Here is an 18,881-nt window from a genome sequence, read left to right as displayed (position 1 = left end):
CCACGTAAGTGAAAAAATCCATAGCCTGAATAAAATTCTTCGATTATAGAGAAATTTCTATCTGCAATTGTCTATTTTAATTTTTCCGACCACGCATCTATGTCCCCGCTATTTGTTTTAATCCAGCCTGTCGCAAGATTCTTCAGCATTTCGATATTGTCCGGCGAAGCATCGTCCATTTCGTCATTCGCATGCTCGATGTCGCCATCAATACGCGTGTAGCGCCCGGCATCCTCCCCTCCATTGAGCATATGTTTGAGTTGATAGGCCGTGGTGCTGGATGCACCCTGCATCAAGATGGAGAGGATCGGAGAGCCTTTGGCCGGGCTGATCCAATCGATCACATTCCAGTGCCTGGCCTCATAATAGGGATAATGCCTGTTTTGGCTGCCTGTCCCGATCGATAGCATTTCGATTTGGTCAATCGTCCATCCAAGTTTCATCCCTTCGATCAGGGCACACATCGCCGGATCATTGGCGAAAACACCTCCGTCGATCAGTGAAAGATAATTCTGCGTACCGACAACTGGGGTGTGAGCTGGCTCGAAATAGGTTGGGGCGGCCGATGTCGCACGCGCGCAATCACGCATGTAATACACAGCTTCAGCCGGATTGCGCACGGCATAAGCGGGGCCGCCAGCGAGAAAGACAGCCTGCCTGTTATAGATGTCATACGCTGGCATGACCACATTCGTCAGTGCCGTGCCTGTGGTTGCTTCGCCCAGGGCCTTGAGAAGAAGGCCCTCCAGCGGACCCGCGTCATATTTGGCGCCGGTGAGCAGGTGAACCTTTTGGAAGATGTCCTGAGGAAAGATTGTTTCACCCTGGTTCACATAAAGATCGACCAGCGCCTGGGCGGTGCATGCCGCCTGGGGGGCATGCACCGGGCCGGACGAAGCGGTAAGACCGGCCGCAATGATGCCGCCGGTCGAGGTGCCCGCAATCATGTCAAAGCAGGCATGCAGCGGTTTGGGATTGCCTGCCACTGTTGCGATCCGCGTCTCTAGTTCCGCCAGGATCATGGCCGGAATGAGACCGCGAATGCCGCCTCCATCGATGCACAAGATACGCTTCACCATGAAACTGCCTCCTTCTCGATTCCCTGATGGCGGTCCCCATCAAGCGAATGCCGCCAAGCTGATTGTGTTTGCGGTAGCCCTTGGCTGGTTCACGTTGGAGATCCCGTCCTCTTCGGTTTCACCTTGACCGCTGGCTGCCGTTTCTTCTTCACAGCCACAGACGCAGCTTTTTTGGCTTGGGAAATGGGCACTGCATCGCTGAACAGGACGTGGTCCTTGCTGAACAGGCCTGCCATCGGCATTGCCGGATCGGAATCCGCTTTCAGCAATGCCTTGCAGGCCGCCTTCAGAGGGTCGTCCTGAGCCTGCATCTTACCCGCGTCGAGCGGCGAGTTACGATCATAGGAGGTCAGGCAAATTGTCATCAGAGCCAATAGATGACCATTGGCATAGTGCAGCGCCTTTTCATTGACAGCTCCGCTGTCGGACGAACTGGTCTTTATCGTATCCGTTGCCGCCGCAACCGCACCGCTTCCGCCTGACGAGCTCTTGGTGCTCGCTGAACCGGTGGAGGCCGTGGTCGAACCGGAACCGGCGACAGCCACGGTCACGGGTTGATTGCTGCCCGACGAGGAGGAGCTGGAAGATGCACTGCTTCCAGCAGCAATCAACGAAACCATCAGATCGCCGTACTGGCTTAGGATCAGCGTATAATGGGTGCGCGTGATCAGTCCGCTCGCATAAGCAAGGCACGCGTTGTACAGGCCGTCACGCAGGGCCAGAACTCCTGAGGAGCGCCCGGCCAGTTCAACAATGGTCGAAGCGGCTGCTGCGCTGACTGTTGCATTGGCGGACGTGCCATTCGGCAAGGCCACACCGCCACTCAAAGCATGTTGCAGGCTCAGGCTGGAGGCGAAATCGGGGGCCGGTTCCGAGCAATAGACTACCGGGCGATCCCCACTGGCCCCAGGAGCGTTCTTGTCAGCATCTGGGTCGGGTAAGGTCAGGAACAGATGCCCATCTCCGGCCGGCAGCAACAGAGCTTGCCCACTGTGCGGAACGGCAATCTGGCGCGCATGGCTTTCAGGAAGCGTCGAGGCGCACCCTGAGAGCGCAATAACCGCCAGCAGGGTGAAAGGGATCACACCAACCCATTTTGCTTTCCAGCCTCGGCGTGTGACATGCATTGGCTCACTCCCTGCATCGTCTGCTTCGGGTGCATCGCGGCCGTCTAAAAGCAACGAGACGCACCAACCCAGGCGCGATGCGCGCCTCTGGCACCACTGTTCCCGAATGAAATGTCAGTTGATCGACTTTGATATCTTATGCAGCGAAGCGGTCCAGAACATCATCGACGTTGATGATTGCGCAGCTTGCCATCAACCGAATCTGGTCAGCAGTTGCACCATGGCTGGCAACCCGGTCGCGCCGGTCTTTTCGTAAAGGCGCCGCATATGCGTTCTCGCGGTCGGAACAGCCATATCCAGGATAGCAGCGGCAGAATCGACAGAATGGCCTTCCATCAATCGAACCGCCAGATCCGCTTCGCGTTCCGTCAGCCCGAATGCCTCCCGGTAAAGGCCGCGCCTGTGCGACGCCTGGCGACCCGGATCCACGATGGTGATCAGCGCGACGGCGTCGGCCGGCGCCATGACGTGCGACGAGCGTTGCAGAGGATAGCTGGTCAGCACCAGCGATGGCCGGCCAGAGTGCCGGGAAACCCTCATTGCGCCCGATCGAGGGCCTTCCCGCCGGATTGCTCGCGCTATGAGATGATCGAGACAATGTTGCTCGCTTTGCAACATACAGCGGAGATGTCCATGGCACAAAGAGAGCTCCGCGTTCGCAGCGATGAGGAGCTCGGCGGCATGCGTCAGGCGGACGACACGCCCCCTTTCATCGACAAGCAAGGCCCGCTGATCGCCGCGCCCGGCAACAACGCCGTCCCAAAAGGCATTTTGCAGCAGTGCGCCGTGACGATAGCCAAGCGTAATCGCGCGCTTCAATTCCGGCCAGATGCTTTGCATCCGCTCGTAATCGGCACGTTCGACCGGACCCAGGCCACCATGGCGATGGATGGATATGCCGGCCTGCAAAAGACCGTCACCGAGCCGGGTCACGGCCGTCTGGTGATAAACGTTATGCACGATTGATTGCTGCCACCGCATGTAGTTGCGGACATGCTCCGCCTCAAGATCGATGCCGGGAAGGCCCACAAAGACGTTGGTTCCCTCCATCGTCGCGGCCAGCCTGAGTTGCGGATCGTAGCGATGCTGCTCTTCTTTGTACTCTTCGAATGCCCGGGCAGGGCCCCACTCTGCAATGGAGCGTTCTACACGATGTTCTTGCGTGTTCACAATCCAGAACAGGCCGCCAGAGCCCCCGAGTTTCTTTATAAGATCCAAGGACCATTGTTCCCAAAGATCCTCTTGCAACGCCGCTGCATATGCCCCGTCGATGAGGCGAGCGAGGTCTGGACCGCTCATGCCATCTCCAATGCGTTACGAACTGCCAATTCACATGACTTGTGAAAAATAGAGAAATCGCCCGCCGATGTGAAAAGCACCAAATGATTCTCAAGTATGCCATACTTTTACCACATGCCTAGAGGTGGTGCATATCCGCTAATTTATGCTATTTCCGTCAGTTGACGAATTTAGAGGATGTAGGTCATGATCTATCTCGCATTCCACGAGACCTTCTTGGATTATGCCCTTATATTGCAGATGCATTTTCGCTCTTCGCAAGTCACTCCGCCACCTCAACTTCTTTGGATTTTATGAGTATATCGTCACAATATCATCAGTAATAATCTGGTAAAATCAAAAATATGCAACCCACATACACAGGACTGTAGTGAAAAAACCTCTCATTCAATACCGACAGATATCTTGAAAGGATCGCTCTCTTTGAAGAGCGAGCTGACGCATTGATCAGATCTGGGGTACCATAATTCTTCCCGATAAAAGAGCAGAATTTGGCACTGGCCAAGGCCTGCTTTTCCTACGTCTGCCCCCCGTCCCGCGCGCGCAAGCTAGCCACGCGCCCCAATGAACGAAGGACAGCTAGAAGTCCGACAGCGACCGGAAGGGGATGAGGTGGATGGCTCCCGCTCACGACATTTGAATGTCATGATGAGGTTGCCGTCAGGCAAACCCACGCAAGGAGCCATCCGCCATGGAAATTAGCACGATCGGCCTCGATCTGGCCAAAAATGTCTTCCAGGTTCACGGTGTCGACAAAGAGGGCACCGTCATTGTGCGCAAGGCGTTGCGCCGAGCGCAAATGTTGCCCTTCTTTGCAAGGCTATCGCCCTGCCTTGTCGGCATCGAGGCTTGCGGGACATCGCATCATTGGGCGCGGGAACTGCAAAACCTTGGTCACGAGGTGCGACTGATGCCGCCATGCTACGTGAAGCCCTATGTAAAACGCGGCAAGAACGATGCTGCTGATGCCGAGGCCATCTGCGAGGCGGTGACACGTCCGACGATGCGGTTCGTGGCGATCAAGTCTCGTGAGCAGCAGGCGGCCCTGTCACTTCACCGGGTGCGCTCTCTTTTGACTGGTCAACGTACACAGTTGGTCAACATGATGCGCTGCCAGTTAGCAGAGTTTGGTATCGCCATTCCGATCGGACTTGGGCGGGCGCTGCATCTGGCGCAACAGATCGAAGATGGCGAGGCCGCGATTGATCTGCCACCACAAGCGGCGCAGGTGATCGGCATGCTGTGCGAGCTGGTGCTCAAGCTTCATGCCCGGCTTCATGAACTTGATTTGCGCCTGGAAGCTCTCCGGCGAAGCGATGACATGGCGCGTCGGTTGGCGACGATCCCGGGCATTGGTTCGATTGGCGCAACCGCGCTGGCAGCATCGGTTACCGACCCGCACCAGTTCAGGTCTGGCCGCCAGTTTGCCGCATGGCTTGGCCTGACACCGCGTCAGCAGTCGAGTGGCGGCAAGGAGCGCCTTGGCCGGATCACCAAGATGGGCGATAAATATCTACGGCAGCTGTTGGTCATCGGGGCGACCTCCCTGCTACGCCGCGCCAAGGAGGGCCCTGCAACGGTTCACCCGTTTCTCGTTGGGATACTGGCTAGAAAATCTGCCCGCGTGGCCAGCGTCGCCATGGCCAACAAGATAGCGCGGATCGCGTGGGCGGTCATGACACGCGGTCAGGTCTATCAATCACACCATGTGCCCGGATTGGCCGCATGAGTACGCAATCCGGCTGAGGTGATCGGCCGAACGGAGTTGTGAGCGCAAAGAGAAATGATGGCGACACCGGTCAGACCGGGAACAGGGACAACCCGTGGAAAGTCTTAGGCGCAACAGCCTGTGAAGGCGATAGGAACTCTGTTTTTCGGACCCCATCAGGGCCAGCAGTCCGAAACGACTGCATCAACAGGCCGGACAGACGACTGCACCCGACCGATCGTCAGAATTTCAAAAAGTGCTTGCAACGCGGGAGCCATCCACAGACGACATTCCGGAGACCACGACGTTCCGGTCATTCGGTCCAAGGACCAGTTAGGCTCTGGCAACGTGCAATATGTTAAATTCGAGAATGCCGACATTTCAACGATTTCGCCAATTCCCGCTCGCCGCCTTAGCGGAGTTAGTCGGGGATCCACCCTCGGATCGTTTAATTGGATCCGAGTGAGCGAATCGATCACATTACGAAAAAGTTTCAATTTTAAGAATATTTTTGCAATCACCATTGCTCGTTTTGTCTTCTTGATTGCACATTTCCCCAGCTATGATTCTCCGCGACGATAGACTCCATCTTGCCCATTGCGATCCCAAGTCTATAATTTCTTACCAGACAATCTGTGGCATGAAATTCGGCATCTCGCCACAGATCAGGATTTTTGGGGTTTCACGCGATGGATGAATTTCAGATCGAGGATGGCGATTTGGCTGCACTGGACGTCACTGTCGAGGAAAGTCGGCAACCTACGATCTGGGATGAATTGAACACCTGGGGTAATTCCATTGCAGACTGGCAGCGCTACATAGTTTCGCACGCAGTGCGCGACGGTACGCTCACGGATGACCGCATCAAAGAGGCGTATCGGTTGTTTCTGCGGGACAGGAAGCTCGATCATGGTGACGAAGAGCTCCCAGTCGTACCGGAGTCGGTTACCGGCCGCGAGGTGGCTGAGGGAAAGCTCCTCACGCTTCACGCCGTCAAATCACCGAAAAATGTCAATGCTATCCCCGAGTTGTCGCACCTCACGTTCGGCCCGCAATTGACCATCATCTATGGCCATAACGGCGCCGGAAAGAGCGGCTTTGCACGCCTGCTTTCTTCTGCCTGCTTCAGTCGCTCCAATCCTGAGATTATTCGTAACATTTACGATACTGGTGTATCAAATGGGCCTGCGACTGCCCAGTTCGTCGTTGATCGTGGAAACGGCTTTGACGAGGATATCGCGTTCACCAAAGGGGATGAACATAACGATCTCAAGCGGATCAGCGTCTTCGACTCTTTCGTCGCCCGCATTCACCTAGCCAAAGAGAACGAACTCGGCTTTCAGCCCGCCGGCTTCGATGTCTTTGATGAGATGATCCGTGCCATCGGCCTCGTTACGCAACAGCTCGAAGCCGACATTCAGGCCAAAACGCGGCCGAATAAGTTTGACCAACTCTTCGCCGACCCAGGGCTCGTTGCTGACAAAATTGGGTCGTTGAATTCGAAGTCAGACATCGAGGAGATTCGTTCGCTTGCGACCTTCGGGGATGCCGAGAAGGAACGTTTGGATGAAGTGGCGCGGCAAGAGCAGGAGCTTCTCACCAAGTCGCCCGTTGACACACTCAAAGCCCTTGCGACCGCAAAAGTCGATGTCGAGACCCTTCAAAAGAAGCTCGGGGAGTTCAATTCTGCCCTTGGCAACGCAGCATGCAAGAAAGCAACTGGAATCCTGGCCGCTCATAAGACGGCGCTTTTGGATGCCATAAGGGCAGGAAGCGAGACGGTCTCGAATCCCAAACTGAAACAGACAGGCTCAGTTGAATGGGACAATTTCGTGCTTGCAAGCCGAAAGCTGGGACGAGCCGAGGCAGAAACCTATCCGGCTGAGGGCGATCCCTGTTTGCTCTGCCATCGCCCGCTTGATGCTCCGTCGGCTTCGCTCATTAGCCGCATATGGGGTTATCTTGACCATGAAGCTCGAAAGGCAGCCGTCGTCGCGGACGAGGAACTCAATCGCTACGTGTCAGCACTCAAGGGGTTCGATTGTGCCTTGCTGCCTGCCGAAAGCCGCATTCGCGCAGACCTTTCCAAGATCAATCCGGCCCTGGTCGGCGAGATCGATGCCGTCGCCGGGGCGTTTGACGAGAGGCGCAACGCGCTTGTCGCTGCTGTTGAAAAAGGTGCAACCGCTCTCATCCCTGCTGGCGACCTTACCATTCCACAAGCAGCCCTTGACGCAGCACTGGCGGATATTCAGGCGCAGGACGCAGCCCTGCGTGAAGGTAAGTTTGACGAAATTCTGGCGAACTTGAAGGCGGAACACATCACTCTCCGGCAGCGGCAGGTGGTGACCAAAAACATCGATGATGTGGTTGCTTTCATCCAGGATCTCGTCTGGATCGAAAAGGCTGGCGCGTCTCGCCCGAAGACCCGTTTTGTCACCGATCGGCAGAAGGCCGTTTTCGAGAAGTTGATCGAAGGCAACTACAAGGAGCGCCTGAAAAAGGAGTGCGCCAAGCTCGACTGCGCTTTGCCGTTTGAGTTCAAAGCACGCGGCAGCGCCGGAAAAACCCTTCGAGGCCTGAAGGCCAAGGGCGGCCACAAGGCTGATGATATCTTCAGTGAAGGCGAACAGCGCGCCCTGTCCCTGGCCGATTTTCTCACCGAGGTGAATCTCAATCCGACCAGCGCTGCCATCGTGCTCGATGACCCTGTCACCTCTCTCGATCATCAACGCAAACGCGCCATCGCCAAGCGGCTTGCCGAGGAGGCATCGGCGCGACAGGTGATTGTCTTTACGCACGACCTCGTATTCCTCACGCTACTCTCCGACAAAGCCGAAGCTATAGGCTGCAAGGTCACGAGCCACTGGATTCAATGCCTGGAAGGTGTCCCTGGGCATGTAAGAATCGAAGACACGCCGGCTAACGGCAGAGCCTATCGCAAGACCACCAAGGCGAAGGAGTTTTTGCAGCAGGCCAAGCAGAGCACAGGCGGGAATCGCGTCGATTTGGTCCGGAGTGGCGCAGGGGCACTGCGGCGCACGGTTGAAGAGGTGGTCATGCTCCACCTGTTCAAAGATACTGTGCGTCGATGGGACGAACAGGTCAGGTTGGGCGCATTGACCAAAATCAGTTGGTCAAACGACCTGGCAGACGAGATTGTTGCCCTGCAGGACGACACCTCTCGCCTCCTGGAAGGTCATTCCAATTCGGACGAATTCGCAGCTGAAATGCCGGATGTGGACGATCTGGAGAGGTTGATCGACCGCGTGGATGCCGTGATTGCGAAGGCCAAACCGGAACGTAGCTGAGCCGGGCAACACCGAACTGGGCATCAGAGCCGCTTGGACCCGGGCATTGAAGAAGGACATCGATTTGCTCAGAGCAAGTTAGGCTCATTCTCCAACGCCTCCCCCGGGGTTGGCGATGTTGCACGCCGATCTCGTGTGTGCGTGCCAGCCCCTTCCCTTCCAGAACTTCACGGTGCCATTCGAGCACGGTTTGGCCAGAAACCCATCTTTATTCAGCGGAGAACCAGCGGTCGAGTTGAGGTGGGGTGCGTCTCTCCTGGACATAGATCACCCTTTCGAGGATGGATGTCACGCCACGTTACGGAAACGGATTGCGGTATTGTCACCCTCCGGCGAACATCCATCGAGATGCGCGAGCCGGTCAAACGGAGCAATGGTCATGGTGTCATGAACGCAGGGCAGATCTCGACTACCAGGTTTCGAAAGCGTGGAAAGACCGCTGTTTCGATTCTTGCATCCATTATGCGGCGTGGCAATGAGAAGCATGACCGACAGCTCTCCCGCCCTCACCGTGATTCACACCTCTGACTGGCATCTCGGCCATGAGTTGAACGGGCACGATCGGCAGATTGAGCACGATGTGTTTCTCAACTGGCTGCTGGAACAGATCGAAACCCAAGCCGCCCATGTGCTGTTGGTCACCGGCGATATTTACGATGTTGCCAATCCACCGGTCTCCGCCATGCGGCGCCTGTTTCGCTTCCTCAATGCCGCCACCGCTCGCATCCCCGGTCTGCAAGTTGTCATTCTTGGTGGCAACCACGACAGCGCCGGGCGAATCGATCTTCCGTCTGCCTTACTTGGCGATGGCCGCGTCCATTTCATCGGTTCTCTGCCCCGTCGCGATGGCCTGCTCGATATGAACCGCGTGCTAATCCCATTGCACGATTGCTCGGCACAACTCGCCGGATGGCTGGCGGCTGTGCCGTTCTGCCGGCCTGGTGATCTGGGGATATACAGCCTGCCCACTTTATATGCAGAAGTGACGGATGCGGGCATGACGAAGGCCGACGGCCTCCCCCTTATCTTGACCGGTCATCTCCATGTTGCCGGAGGCGATGTCTCCGAACTCTCGGAAAGGCGCATCGTGGTGGGGGGCGAGGAAGCGCAAGCCGCCAGCCTGTTCGATGCCCGCCCAGCTTATGTGGCCCTGGGGCACCTGCATCGCCCGCAGGCCGTCACCGCGGCCACCACGGTCCGCTATGCCGGATCGCCCTTTCCTCTGTCCTCCACCGAGCGAGATTATCGCCATTCGATAGCCGTGGTCCGGCTCAAGCCGGAAGGATGTGAGGTCGATCTGGTGCCCATCCCCCGTCCGGTCGCCTTCTTATCGATTGGTCCATTTCCGCTGGATGATGCTGTTACCGCCATCGAGGCGCTTCAACTCGACCCCGCCGTGCCGATCGAGCGATGGCCTTTCATCGAGATCGCGGTACGGATCGATGGTCCAGAACCCCATCTGCAATCACGCATCCTCGCCGCGCTGGAGGCCAAGCCGGTACGTCTCGTCCGAATTTTGTCGGTTCGGCGGGAGGCGAGCGAAGCGACGCTTGACCCAATGACCGGCGCAAACCTTGCAGAGCTGGCCCCTCATGACGTCTTTGCCGCCATATTCCGTAGAGACTATGGCGGCGAAGCTCCACCCGAGGACCTGGCCGCTGCCTTTGCCCAGTTGTTGGTGGAAGCCGAAACCGCTGAGGAGGATCGCTGATGCGCATTCTGGCCATTCGCGGCAGCAATCTTGCCAGCCTTGCCGGTGACTTCGAGGTCGATTTCACCACCGAGCCGCTGTCGTCCTCGGGGATCTTCGCCATTACCGGTCCCACCGGGGCCGGCAAATCAACCCTGCTTGATGCTGTGTGCCTGGCACTGTTTGCCGAAATCCCGCGCCTACGCGCCGCCCCAACCGGCGCAAGCGTGGGTACACAAGACAATGGCATCGGCGCGAAGGATGCTCGCTCGATCCTTCGCCACGGGGCCGGTCAGGGTCATGCCGAGGTCGACTTCGCCATGCCCGGTGGCGGCCATTATCGAGCTCGCTGGGACGTGCGCCGCGCGCGGGGAAAAGCGGACGGTACTCTACAAAGCCACAGCCATGCCTTCGAACGGCTCGACACTGGCGAGCGCATGGGCGGTACCAACACCGAGACGCGCAATATCATTGCAGATGTGATCGGCCTTACCGCCGACCAGTTCACCCGCGCGGTGCTTCTGGCGCAGGGCGATTTCGAAGCCTTCATCCGTGCTGATGCCAATGAGCGGGCAGCTTTGCTGGAGCGGTTGACCGGCTCACAGATCTACACCCTTATCGGCCAGCGTGCCTGGTCCAAGGCCAATGACATGAAAGCCGGGCTCGACGCGCTGCGGCAGCAGATTGCGGCACAGCACGGTCTGGACGATGAAGCCCGCGTCTTGGCCGAGACTGCGTTGGAGGAATCCGCGAAAGCCCATACGCGTGCACTGGGCCACAAGGAAGCACTTGAAGCGGAGCAGCGGCGGCAGGCTCGCGGCCGCGAGCTTTTGGCGCAAGTCGAGCAAGCCCAGCACGCGTTGAGCCAAGCGCAGCATGCCCATGAAAACGCGCTGCCCCGCCGGGAAGCACTCATCATAGATCGAAAGGCGTCGCGGCTGTTGCCATTACAGGTTGCGCAGACGTCTGCTCAGCAGGATTTGACCTCCGCGAACGCCAGATTGGCGGATCGGCGTGAAGCAGTAGAGACATCGCTGCAACGTGAGCAATCATCGTCAACAGAGGCCCAACTCGCCGCGACGAAGTTTGCTGCCCAAGAGGAAACGGTCCGCAACCTGGCTCCAGCGCTCGACGCTGCTCGCGCACTTGATCGCCAGATCACCGAAGCGTTGAGCCATCTCGAGAGAGCCAGGCAACACGTGTCTCGCACGCAAGAGGCCGCCTCGCTTGCGAGCGAAGCTGCTGCGCTGGCACGTGGTCGTCACGATACGGCGCTGGCCCGCCAGACGGCGGCCGAAAACTGGCTCGAAGCCAACGCCGCGCTGCGTGGGCTAAGCGACCGAGAGATGGAACTCGGCACGCTAATCGCGGACTATGCCGCCACTCAGGACCGTTACCGCGAGGGTGAAGCTACCTTGGCCGAGCGAGAGGACGCCGAACGCAAGGCGGTCGTCGATCACATGGCTGCGGGCGATGCCTTTCGGGCAGCTGAAGACGCCGCCAAGACTGCCGCCTCCTTACGACAGCAGGCCGAAATTGCCCTTCCGCCGGATGGCGCTCTGACGGAGCTGTCTGCTCAGCTCGATCTGATCGGGGCAGCACAGATCGGCGCCTCTGAAGCAACTCAAGCACTGCGGGAAGCAGAACGGGGCGCAACCGAATTGGAAACGACCCGTACCCGCCGCAGCGCATGCACGATGCGTGTGGGAGAAATTGATAGGACGCTGGCTGACCAAGCAGTGTCGCTGGTCGATCTAGACACTCGCCTCAGACAAGCGCGGCGTGTGCTGAACCAGTCAATTGCCGCGTCGGACAAGGCGGCTGAAGCATTGCGAAGCCAGCTGGTCGATGATGAGCCCTGCCCGGTTTGCGGCTCGGCAGAGCACCCGCTCTCCGCACTTGAGACCCTGCTGGGCAAACATCTGGAAGAAAACCGCGCGCAAAGCACAGCGCTGGAAGACGAACTCACCCGGCTGCGCGGGGATAATCAGGCTTTGCTGCGGGAAAAGGAGAGCCTGACACAACAGGGCTCCGTGCTGGAAACCGAGGAAAAGGGCCAGGTAACTGCGTTATCTCGACTGACAACAGCAAACCAGGAGGCACAGACTTCGCTCCAGCGGGCCACCGAAGCGCTGGGGATCGAGCCAGGTTCAGACACAAACGAAAGCCTTTCGACCCTGCGGCAATCCGTCCGTCGGCAGCGCGACGAATTGCTTGCCGCCCAAGCTGCCGCTGATCGTTACCGCCGTGCGGAAGATGCCACCCGCATTGCACTGGAGGAAGCTCGTCTGGCCGAGCAGGTGGCCGGTGAGGTATTGCGAAAGCAGAGCGATGCCGTCGCCGCGGTTAAAACGGTCCTGGCCAAGCTGGAAGAAACGCAGTCTCACCACGCAGTCGCTTTGGAAAGCGCGCTCGCCCCAATCGTCGATTGGCGCAGCCTTTCCGACGCCGCTTCATGGTTGCGCAGCAAGGCACAATCGTGGCGCGACCACGCTGCCGAACTGGCCGACGCCGTCCAAGCTCTGCCTGCCTTAACCCAGACACTGAATGAAGCGGTGAGCGCTCGGGACGTCTCCGCATCGCAATACAAAGCCGCTGACGAGTCCGCGCACCAGCGTGACGACGAAGCCGCTACCTTGCAGGCCCAGCGCGCTGGTTTGTTGGATGGTCGTGCTGCTCAGGATGTCGAACGCGAAGTCACTCAAGCGACCAATGCTGCACGGATGGCCAGTGAGGCTGCACGTCAGCAGCGCGAAGAGGCTGCCCAGGCGCTCGCTGGTCACAGGGCAGCTATGGCTGAAGCTGACGAACATCTGGTCCATGCCCGAACCACACTGGATAACACCACTGCAGCCTTGGCACAGGCGCTGGACGACGGAAGGCTGACGGTCGCCGATTTGATGCGGGTTGCCGCACTTGCTCCAGATGCCCTTGATATCGAAGCACAGACCCTGACCAGCATCGAAGGCGCTGTGCGTGAAGCCCAAGCCGTGTTTGATAAATGCCGTCAGGACCTTGCCCGCCATCAGGACACGTCCGCCACAGCGGAACCCATTTCGGAGGATGCCTTCGCTGCAGCTCTGGCTGATGCGCGTAATGCGCTGGAAACGGCAAGCCGTATGGTTGAGGAAGCGAGGGTGGCGATCCGTCAGGACGATCTCGTGCGCGAGCGCACGGCAGCCTTGCGGGCCCAACTGGAAGCGGCCAGTGCGAAGGCACACGTCTGGCTCCAGCTCTCCCAGTTGATTGGCGACAGCGAAGGCCGGAAATTCCGGCGCTTCGCGCAAGGACTTACGCTGGACCGTTTGCTGGAACAGGCCAACGCCAGCCTGGTGCAACTCAAACCCCGCTTCGCTCTGGAGCGCGGCATGGGTGGCGACATGCTGATCCAGGTGATCGATAACGACATGGGCGGGAGGGTACGCGGCCTCCATAACCTGTCTGGCGGAGAGCGCTTTCTCATCAGCCTTGCCTTGGCGCTGGGCCTGGCTGCGATGTCCACCGCCCGCGGCGTCAAGATCGAGAGTCTGTTCATTGACGAGGGTTTCGGAGCCCTCGATCCTTCCAGCCTCGGCCAGGCATTGGCGCTTCTGGAGCATCTGCACGCATCCGGCAGACGTGTGGGCGTTATCAGTCATGTAGAAGAGTTAAAGGAACGCATCGCCGTCAAGATCGAAGTCAGGCCGACAGGGCGCGGCACGAGTCAGATCGAGGTCATCGCGGGCTAGGAAGATCGAATAGGGCGGAAGTGATCCGCAGGATCCAACGATCCACAAAGGAGTGCTTCGGCCCCTGTCGGGCAGAGGCACTCCTTTGCAATTTAAACAGAGAATTCAGGCGTGAACGGAGCCGTATCGGCCGCGCGTTCGGCGTTGATCTTCTCGCCAGCGCCGATCTTGCGCCCGGGCGCCATCCGGACGAATCTCGCAGTCGAGATCGTTGAGCCCTTGCGTCGACATGTTGAAGCTGACGTTGAGTTCTGGCCATCCACCCTCGTCCACGGCAGTCTTCATTCTGAAGCCGGAATGAAGCGCAGCCGCAATCAGAATCCCGTTAGGCACGTAAACCGGCCCGAGCCTATCTCCTTCAGGGTAAGTGCAGACGTAATTTTCAGCGATATGCTTGAGCCAGTAGCTGCTCGTGCCTTGCCGAATGGTCTTCGTGGGAGTGACACGCGCCAAAAAGGCCAGCGAAGCCAGGAACCCATCAAGAGTGTCGTCGCCGAGCAGATGTGATCGCCCGTCTCGAAACTCGGCAATTCGTTCTTCGGTCGTCTGCCAACGCCGGCCTATCCGCGTTGGCCGCCCAATGCCGATGCCAATGGACGTCAATTGAGGATTGGCTTCAGCAACAGCGTGAATAGCTACCTTGGCGACAGCAAAATAAAGCGACCTCGCCTGGACGTGAAACTCATGTCGCGCCAGATATCTGACAAAAGCTTCACCATCGACGGTAACAACTGGCCCCTCCTGCCCGCTGGCGGATGCACGAGCCGCAGCATAGCTGCTAAAGCCCAATCCACGTCCCAAAGCCTCACAGCGATGCGAACTTTTGACGTCAGGCAATGCTTTGAGCAGACAAGACTTGATGGCTTCGAGGCGGTCAAGCGTCAGGGCAATCGAAAGTGCAAACATAGGCATCTCCAACCATAAGGGCATGCAGTTCGCCGATTACACAACATGCCCGTGGAAGGGCGATGCATGAGAAGAAAGCATAATTCTCGGCGTTTGACCCGGCGACAGGTCGAGGGTGCCTAACCACACCTCTTCCTTTGCCTGAAGTTCTCGCCTTTGCAAGACTAAAGCCAATCCGGTATCCTGATCGAATGATCACGGCCGATTTCTCTCAAACCCTTTTGAATTTCGCTTCCACCGCACTCGTTGCCTTTATGACAGGGGGCATAAGCTACGCTGCCGGCAGAGGTATGAAAAATCAGGAATGGCATCTGGCTCTGCGGCGCGAGAAGATCGCTTTGCGCCAACGCCTTTATACCGACTTTCTGGCCGAGACCGAAAGGCTTACGCTTCTGAGCATCGAGGGGAAGGCCAAGGATGCCACCGAGTTTAACCTGGTGGTCGCGAAGTGGGCAGAAATTGAGCTTGTTGCGGCCAGAGAGGTCCGGGTGTCAGGCAAGAAACTTCTAAGCCAGATTCTGGATGCCCATGCGATCGGTGCAAAACCGAATGGGGATCTGTTTTCCCTCAAATCCGCCTTCATTGACTGCGTCCGCGAAGAAATTGCAGCTTTGGAGGCTTTGAGCCCGAAGCCTGGGATAAAATTCTCATGGTTTCTTCAGGGCAATGGTTGAATACGCTTGAACGTCCGGCACCAGTGCCAGATCTTATAAAAGGTGCCCCGCCAGACAACAGGTCGCACCGAGCCATCAACAATTGAGGTTGGCCTTCATAGCCTCGCCGGGCATGAACGTCAGCTTCTCGCTCGCATCGCTCGTCGTGACGACTCTCGTCCCGTGCACACACAATCTAACTGCGGGGAGTTTGTCGAGCAGATCGCGATCGAGGCCGTCATGACCGCACCATCGCACCCGTTCAGCTGGTAACCCTCCATTGCGCTTCGCTCTCCCCTCAATCTACAGGAATCGCCGCCCAGAGAAAAACTGCTCATAGCAGCTCGGCTGTAGCGCCTGACAACCATATCCCTGTGAGCAATTGCCGAAGATTGCCATGATGGCATACCCTCTTCGTCCTGAGGACGAAGAGGGTATGCCATCACCGGAAAAAGTCAACCCCTACCTCACCGACGTTAGGCTCTTGACAAAATAACCAAGGCGAGGCTACCCTATGTCCTTAGGACATAGGGTAGCCTCGCCTTGCCGATCTCAGTTGAAGATTCCACTTATAATCCCGCTCCCCATGGCGTCCGCATGACCAAGCTGGCGGCGGCCCTCCTCGGCGACCTGGAGTCCCAAGACAAACCCGTGCTCAGCAACTACGATCTGTTCCGGATCGTGTGGGGCTTCTATCAGCGCAGAAACGTTCCCTACCTACGCGGTGACCATCCCACGAGGCAGAGCTTTCGGCGACCACGAGATATCCTGCGGACGCTAGGCCATATCACGCTCGACGAGGACTATACCACGCATTGGCGAATCATCGCAAAAGCGGATTTTTCGCCAGATGACCTTGTGTGCAGCGTTGATCCTCTTTGTTATGTCAGCCACCTTTCAGCCATGCAGAGATACGGCTTGACAAACAGGAGGCCCGAGGCCCTGTTGCTCACACAACCAGCGCCTCCACTGCGTCGAAAGATGCTCGACACAGTGATGGAGATGGATCTCGGGCAGAGCTATCACGAACTGGATCACGAAGACGTTGAACGAGCGAAGGCCACAAGCCATCCCGCTACGGTTCGTGGACGTCCCATATCATTCCACGCCACAAAATATTTTGGCTCCTGGGTTCCCCTTCGTGGGAGCTTTGTGCGCCTTGCAACCATCGGCCAGACATTCCTTGACATGATTGATCTGCCCGATCGATGTGGAGGCATGACGCACGTTCTGGACGTTTGGCGCGAACATGCGACCACATACCTTCAGGATATCATCGAGATCGTTGATACAACGGAGAAGCAGATTTTGAAGGTTCGAGCCGGCTATGTTCTGGAGGAATTCCTCAACATCAGCGATCCCCGAATTGACCAATGGGCATCGTTTGCCCAACGTGGCTCAAGCCGGGTACTCGATCCCAACAAGCCGTTCGGTTCAAGCTTCTCCGAGAAATGGATGCTATCTTTAAATGCCTGATGTGCCCGTCGAAACAACCGTCAAGGTGAACATCGAAGAATGGGTTGGCAAAGCCAGAAAGGACCCTGTCGCCTACCTCGAGCGGCAAGCGACAGAAGTTTTTTTGGCCTCGCTTGGTATGGCGGAAAGGTTTTCCAAGCAGATCTTCCTCAAAGGAGGCATCCTTATGGGTGTCGTCTACGAGAGTCCCCGGCAAACCGGAGACATCGACTTCACGGCCATCAGCGAGCCTGAACCGGCGATCGCCGATGAACTGCGTGAGGCACTCAACCAGATATTCCCTCGCGCCGCAGCCCGATTGGGTTATCCCGACCTGCGATGTGCTGTCCAGTCATGCAAATATCTTCCTTCCATGGAGAAATTTGCGAAGGCCACAGGACCTGCACTCAAGGTAAAAGTCGGCTACGCCTCGCGGGGATCCCTGCAGGAGAAAGCCTTTGAAAGAGGCAAGGCTTCCAGCATTCTTGAGGTCGACATATCATTCAAGGAACCGGTGGGTGCGATCCAGATTGTTCAGCTTACCGACGACATTCATGTGAGCGCCTATTCCTTGCATGACCTCATTACCGAAAAAATTCGAGCCCTCCTCCAACAGGAACAGCGAAATCGCAATCGACGGCAAGATTTCTATGATATCGCATCTTTGCTCAGACGCTTCGCTTTCGATGACGAGGAGAAGGCTCGCCTTCATCATCTTCTTCTCGCCAAATGCGCAGCCAGGACCATGAATTGCCCCACACCGGAGCCCGACTCGTTGGCTTTGCCTCAAGTGAGGGGCCGAGCGCTTGCCGATTGGAAAACGCTTGAGCTCGAAGTCGGCGAACTTCCAGACTTCGATGAATGTTTCGAGATCGTCGATACGTTTTATCGATCACTCCCGTGGGCCTAATTTTTTGCCACCTTGGCATGTCTCCATCTTGATCGGGCGCAATGCCAGCGAGACACGGCGCCGGTTTAGCCGAGGCCCGCTTCTCGGATAATTTCGTCAGCCAACACAGGAAATGCAGCTTTGGTTTGAATAAGAAAATCGCTGAGAGCAAAATCCTAGGCGCGCTAGAAATGCGAGAGAACCGTCGATTTTCAGATTTGGCTGGCAGTGGATGGTGCCGGGTCCCTCGGACGCGTTCTCAGCAGCGTGGGTTTATGAAACCCGACCCGGCAAGAACGAAACTGCATTCACCGGGCCGGTAGGTCAAGCAAAGGTTACACATAAACCAGGTGCCTGCGGCATCGACTCCGAAGATGTCCCTTGAAATACGTCAAACACACACCATATCCGGTGTAGATCAGATTAGATGAGCATTGAAGATCAGGCGAACCACGCCTCTTTCAAACAAGGGCGTTTGAAAGACTCGCATGATGCCGAAGTAAGCAGTTCATGCGTAATTTGCTCTCAGCAGCACGGATGGCTGCCGCGCCGGCCGGATCGCCTGGTATGGATTCTTCCGCCAGCGCTCAGGGTCCTGGGCCGCACAATAGGTATGATCGCCATTACGATGACCATCGCCATGGCGATCATTGGCGCGATCACCGCCCTTGGGGTCGTCGCCATGAAGACCGTTGCGATGGAGAATATTGCAGGTAAGAGCCCACTCAATCAGATTTGATGGCGGTTGAGAATTCCCGCTGTCAAAAGAGAGGCCGGCGCCGGGGGGCGCTGGCCTCTCGCCATGTCGGAGGCAAATTCGGAAATTTCAAATCTTGATATCCATCTTACGAGCTTTGCCCGCCAGATCGTCCTCGATGCCCGCGCCAAGATTGCGGTCCCGCCCCGCCCTACCCTTCCCGCTTTTCCAGGCTCTCCGCCGGTTCACCAATGCCCCGGCAGCAATCGAGGGGGCTGATCGATGGGGGAGCCAGCGCCCCTCAACGGATCGCGGTGACGAATTCCCGTTCATCCGGCT

At 57.5% G+C, this 18,881-nt stretch carries 12 protein-coding genes; 8 read left to right on the top strand and 4 right to left on the bottom strand.

What is annotated here, in order from left to right; genetic code table 11:
* Positions 1 to 71: 71 nt before the first annotated feature.
* The 3 genes from HGK27_RS24185 to HGK27_RS24175 form a co-directional block, all read right to left on the bottom strand.
* Positions 72 to 1,079 carry a patatin-like phospholipase family protein gene (locus HGK27_RS24185; protein ID WP_206243394.1) on the bottom strand — a complete coding sequence of 336 codons (1,008 nt, stop codon included), beginning with the start codon at positions 1,077 to 1,079 and terminating at the stop codon, positions 72 to 74.
* 89 nt (positions 1,080 to 1,168) lie between these two features.
* Complete coding sequence (locus HGK27_RS24180) at positions 1,169 to 2,206, bottom strand: hypothetical protein (RefSeq protein WP_206243393.1); 1,038 nt, start codon at positions 2,204 to 2,206, stop codon at positions 1,169 to 1,171.
* Positions 2,207 to 2,398: 192 nt separating this feature from the next.
* Positions 2,399 to 3,505: a helix-turn-helix transcriptional regulator gene (locus HGK27_RS24175; RefSeq protein ID WP_206243392.1), complete on the bottom strand. Its 1,107-nt coding sequence runs from the start codon at positions 3,503 to 3,505 to the stop codon at positions 2,399 to 2,401.
* Between the two features lie 691 nt (positions 3,506 to 4,196).
* Between HGK27_RS24175 and HGK27_RS24170 the strand changes: the two genes are divergently transcribed.
* The 4 genes from HGK27_RS24170 to HGK27_RS24155 all read left to right on the top strand — a co-directional run bounded on the left by HGK27_RS24170 (position 4,197) and on the right by HGK27_RS24155 (position 13,942).
* Positions 4,197 to 5,234: an IS110 family RNA-guided transposase gene (locus HGK27_RS24170; protein WP_206239818.1), complete on the top strand. Its 1,038-nt coding sequence runs from the start codon at positions 4,197 to 4,199 to the stop codon at positions 5,232 to 5,234.
* Between the two features lie 668 nt (positions 5,235 to 5,902).
* Positions 5,903 to 8,524, top strand: a complete 2,622-nt coding sequence (locus tag HGK27_RS24165; protein WP_206243391.1) for an AAA family ATPase — start codon at positions 5,903 to 5,905, stop codon at positions 8,522 to 8,524.
* Between the two features lie 484 nt (positions 8,525 to 9,008).
* Positions 9,009 to 10,235 carry an exonuclease SbcCD subunit D C-terminal domain-containing protein gene (locus HGK27_RS24160; RefSeq protein ID WP_206243389.1) on the top strand — a complete coding sequence of 409 codons (1,227 nt, stop codon included), beginning with the start codon at positions 9,009 to 9,011 and terminating at the stop codon, positions 10,233 to 10,235.
* Complete coding sequence (locus HGK27_RS24155; RefSeq protein WP_206245418.1) at positions 10,235 to 13,942, top strand: AAA family ATPase; 3,708 nt, start codon at positions 10,235 to 10,237, stop codon at positions 13,940 to 13,942. Before HGK27_RS24160 ends, HGK27_RS24155 begins: the two co-directional genes overlap by 1 nt.
* A 105-nt stretch (positions 13,943 to 14,047) precedes the next feature.
* On the opposite strand, the gene HGK27_RS24150 is transcribed toward HGK27_RS24155, so the two are convergent.
* On the bottom strand, positions 14,048 to 14,848 hold the full coding sequence (locus HGK27_RS24150) for a hypothetical protein (protein ID WP_206245417.1): 801 nt from the start codon (positions 14,846 to 14,848) through the stop codon (positions 14,048 to 14,050).
* Positions 14,849 to 15,039: 191 nt separating this feature from the next.
* Between HGK27_RS24150 and HGK27_RS24145 the strand changes: the two genes are divergently transcribed.
* The 4 genes from HGK27_RS24145 to HGK27_RS24130 all read left to right on the top strand — a co-directional run bounded on the left by HGK27_RS24145 (position 15,040) and on the right by HGK27_RS24130 (position 18,584).
* Positions 15,040 to 15,522: a hypothetical protein gene (locus HGK27_RS24145; protein WP_206245416.1), complete on the top strand. Its 483-nt coding sequence runs from the start codon at positions 15,040 to 15,042 to the stop codon at positions 15,520 to 15,522.
* 576 nt (positions 15,523 to 16,098) lie between these two features.
* On the top strand, positions 16,099 to 16,977 hold the full coding sequence (locus tag HGK27_RS24140; protein ID WP_206245415.1) for a hypothetical protein: 879 nt from the start codon (positions 16,099 to 16,101) through the stop codon (positions 16,975 to 16,977).
* Positions 16,970 to 17,866, top strand: coding sequence for a nucleotidyl transferase AbiEii/AbiGii toxin family protein (locus HGK27_RS24135; protein WP_206245414.1), 897 nt, complete (start codon positions 16,970 to 16,972; stop codon positions 17,864 to 17,866). The genes HGK27_RS24140 and HGK27_RS24135 overlap by 8 nt, the downstream gene beginning before the upstream one ends.
* A gap of 406 nt (positions 17,867 to 18,272) precedes the next feature.
* Positions 18,273 to 18,584, top strand: a complete 312-nt coding sequence (locus HGK27_RS24130) for a hypothetical protein (protein WP_206245413.1) — start codon at positions 18,273 to 18,275, stop codon at positions 18,582 to 18,584.
* The last annotated feature ends 297 nt before the right edge of the window (positions 18,585 to 18,881 follow it).

The organism is Novosphingobium terrae (assembly GCF_017163935.1).
Lineage (GTDB): Bacteria > Pseudomonadota > Alphaproteobacteria > Sphingomonadales > Sphingomonadaceae > Novosphingobium > Novosphingobium terrae.
This window is presented reverse-complemented; position numbering and strand designations above follow the sequence as displayed.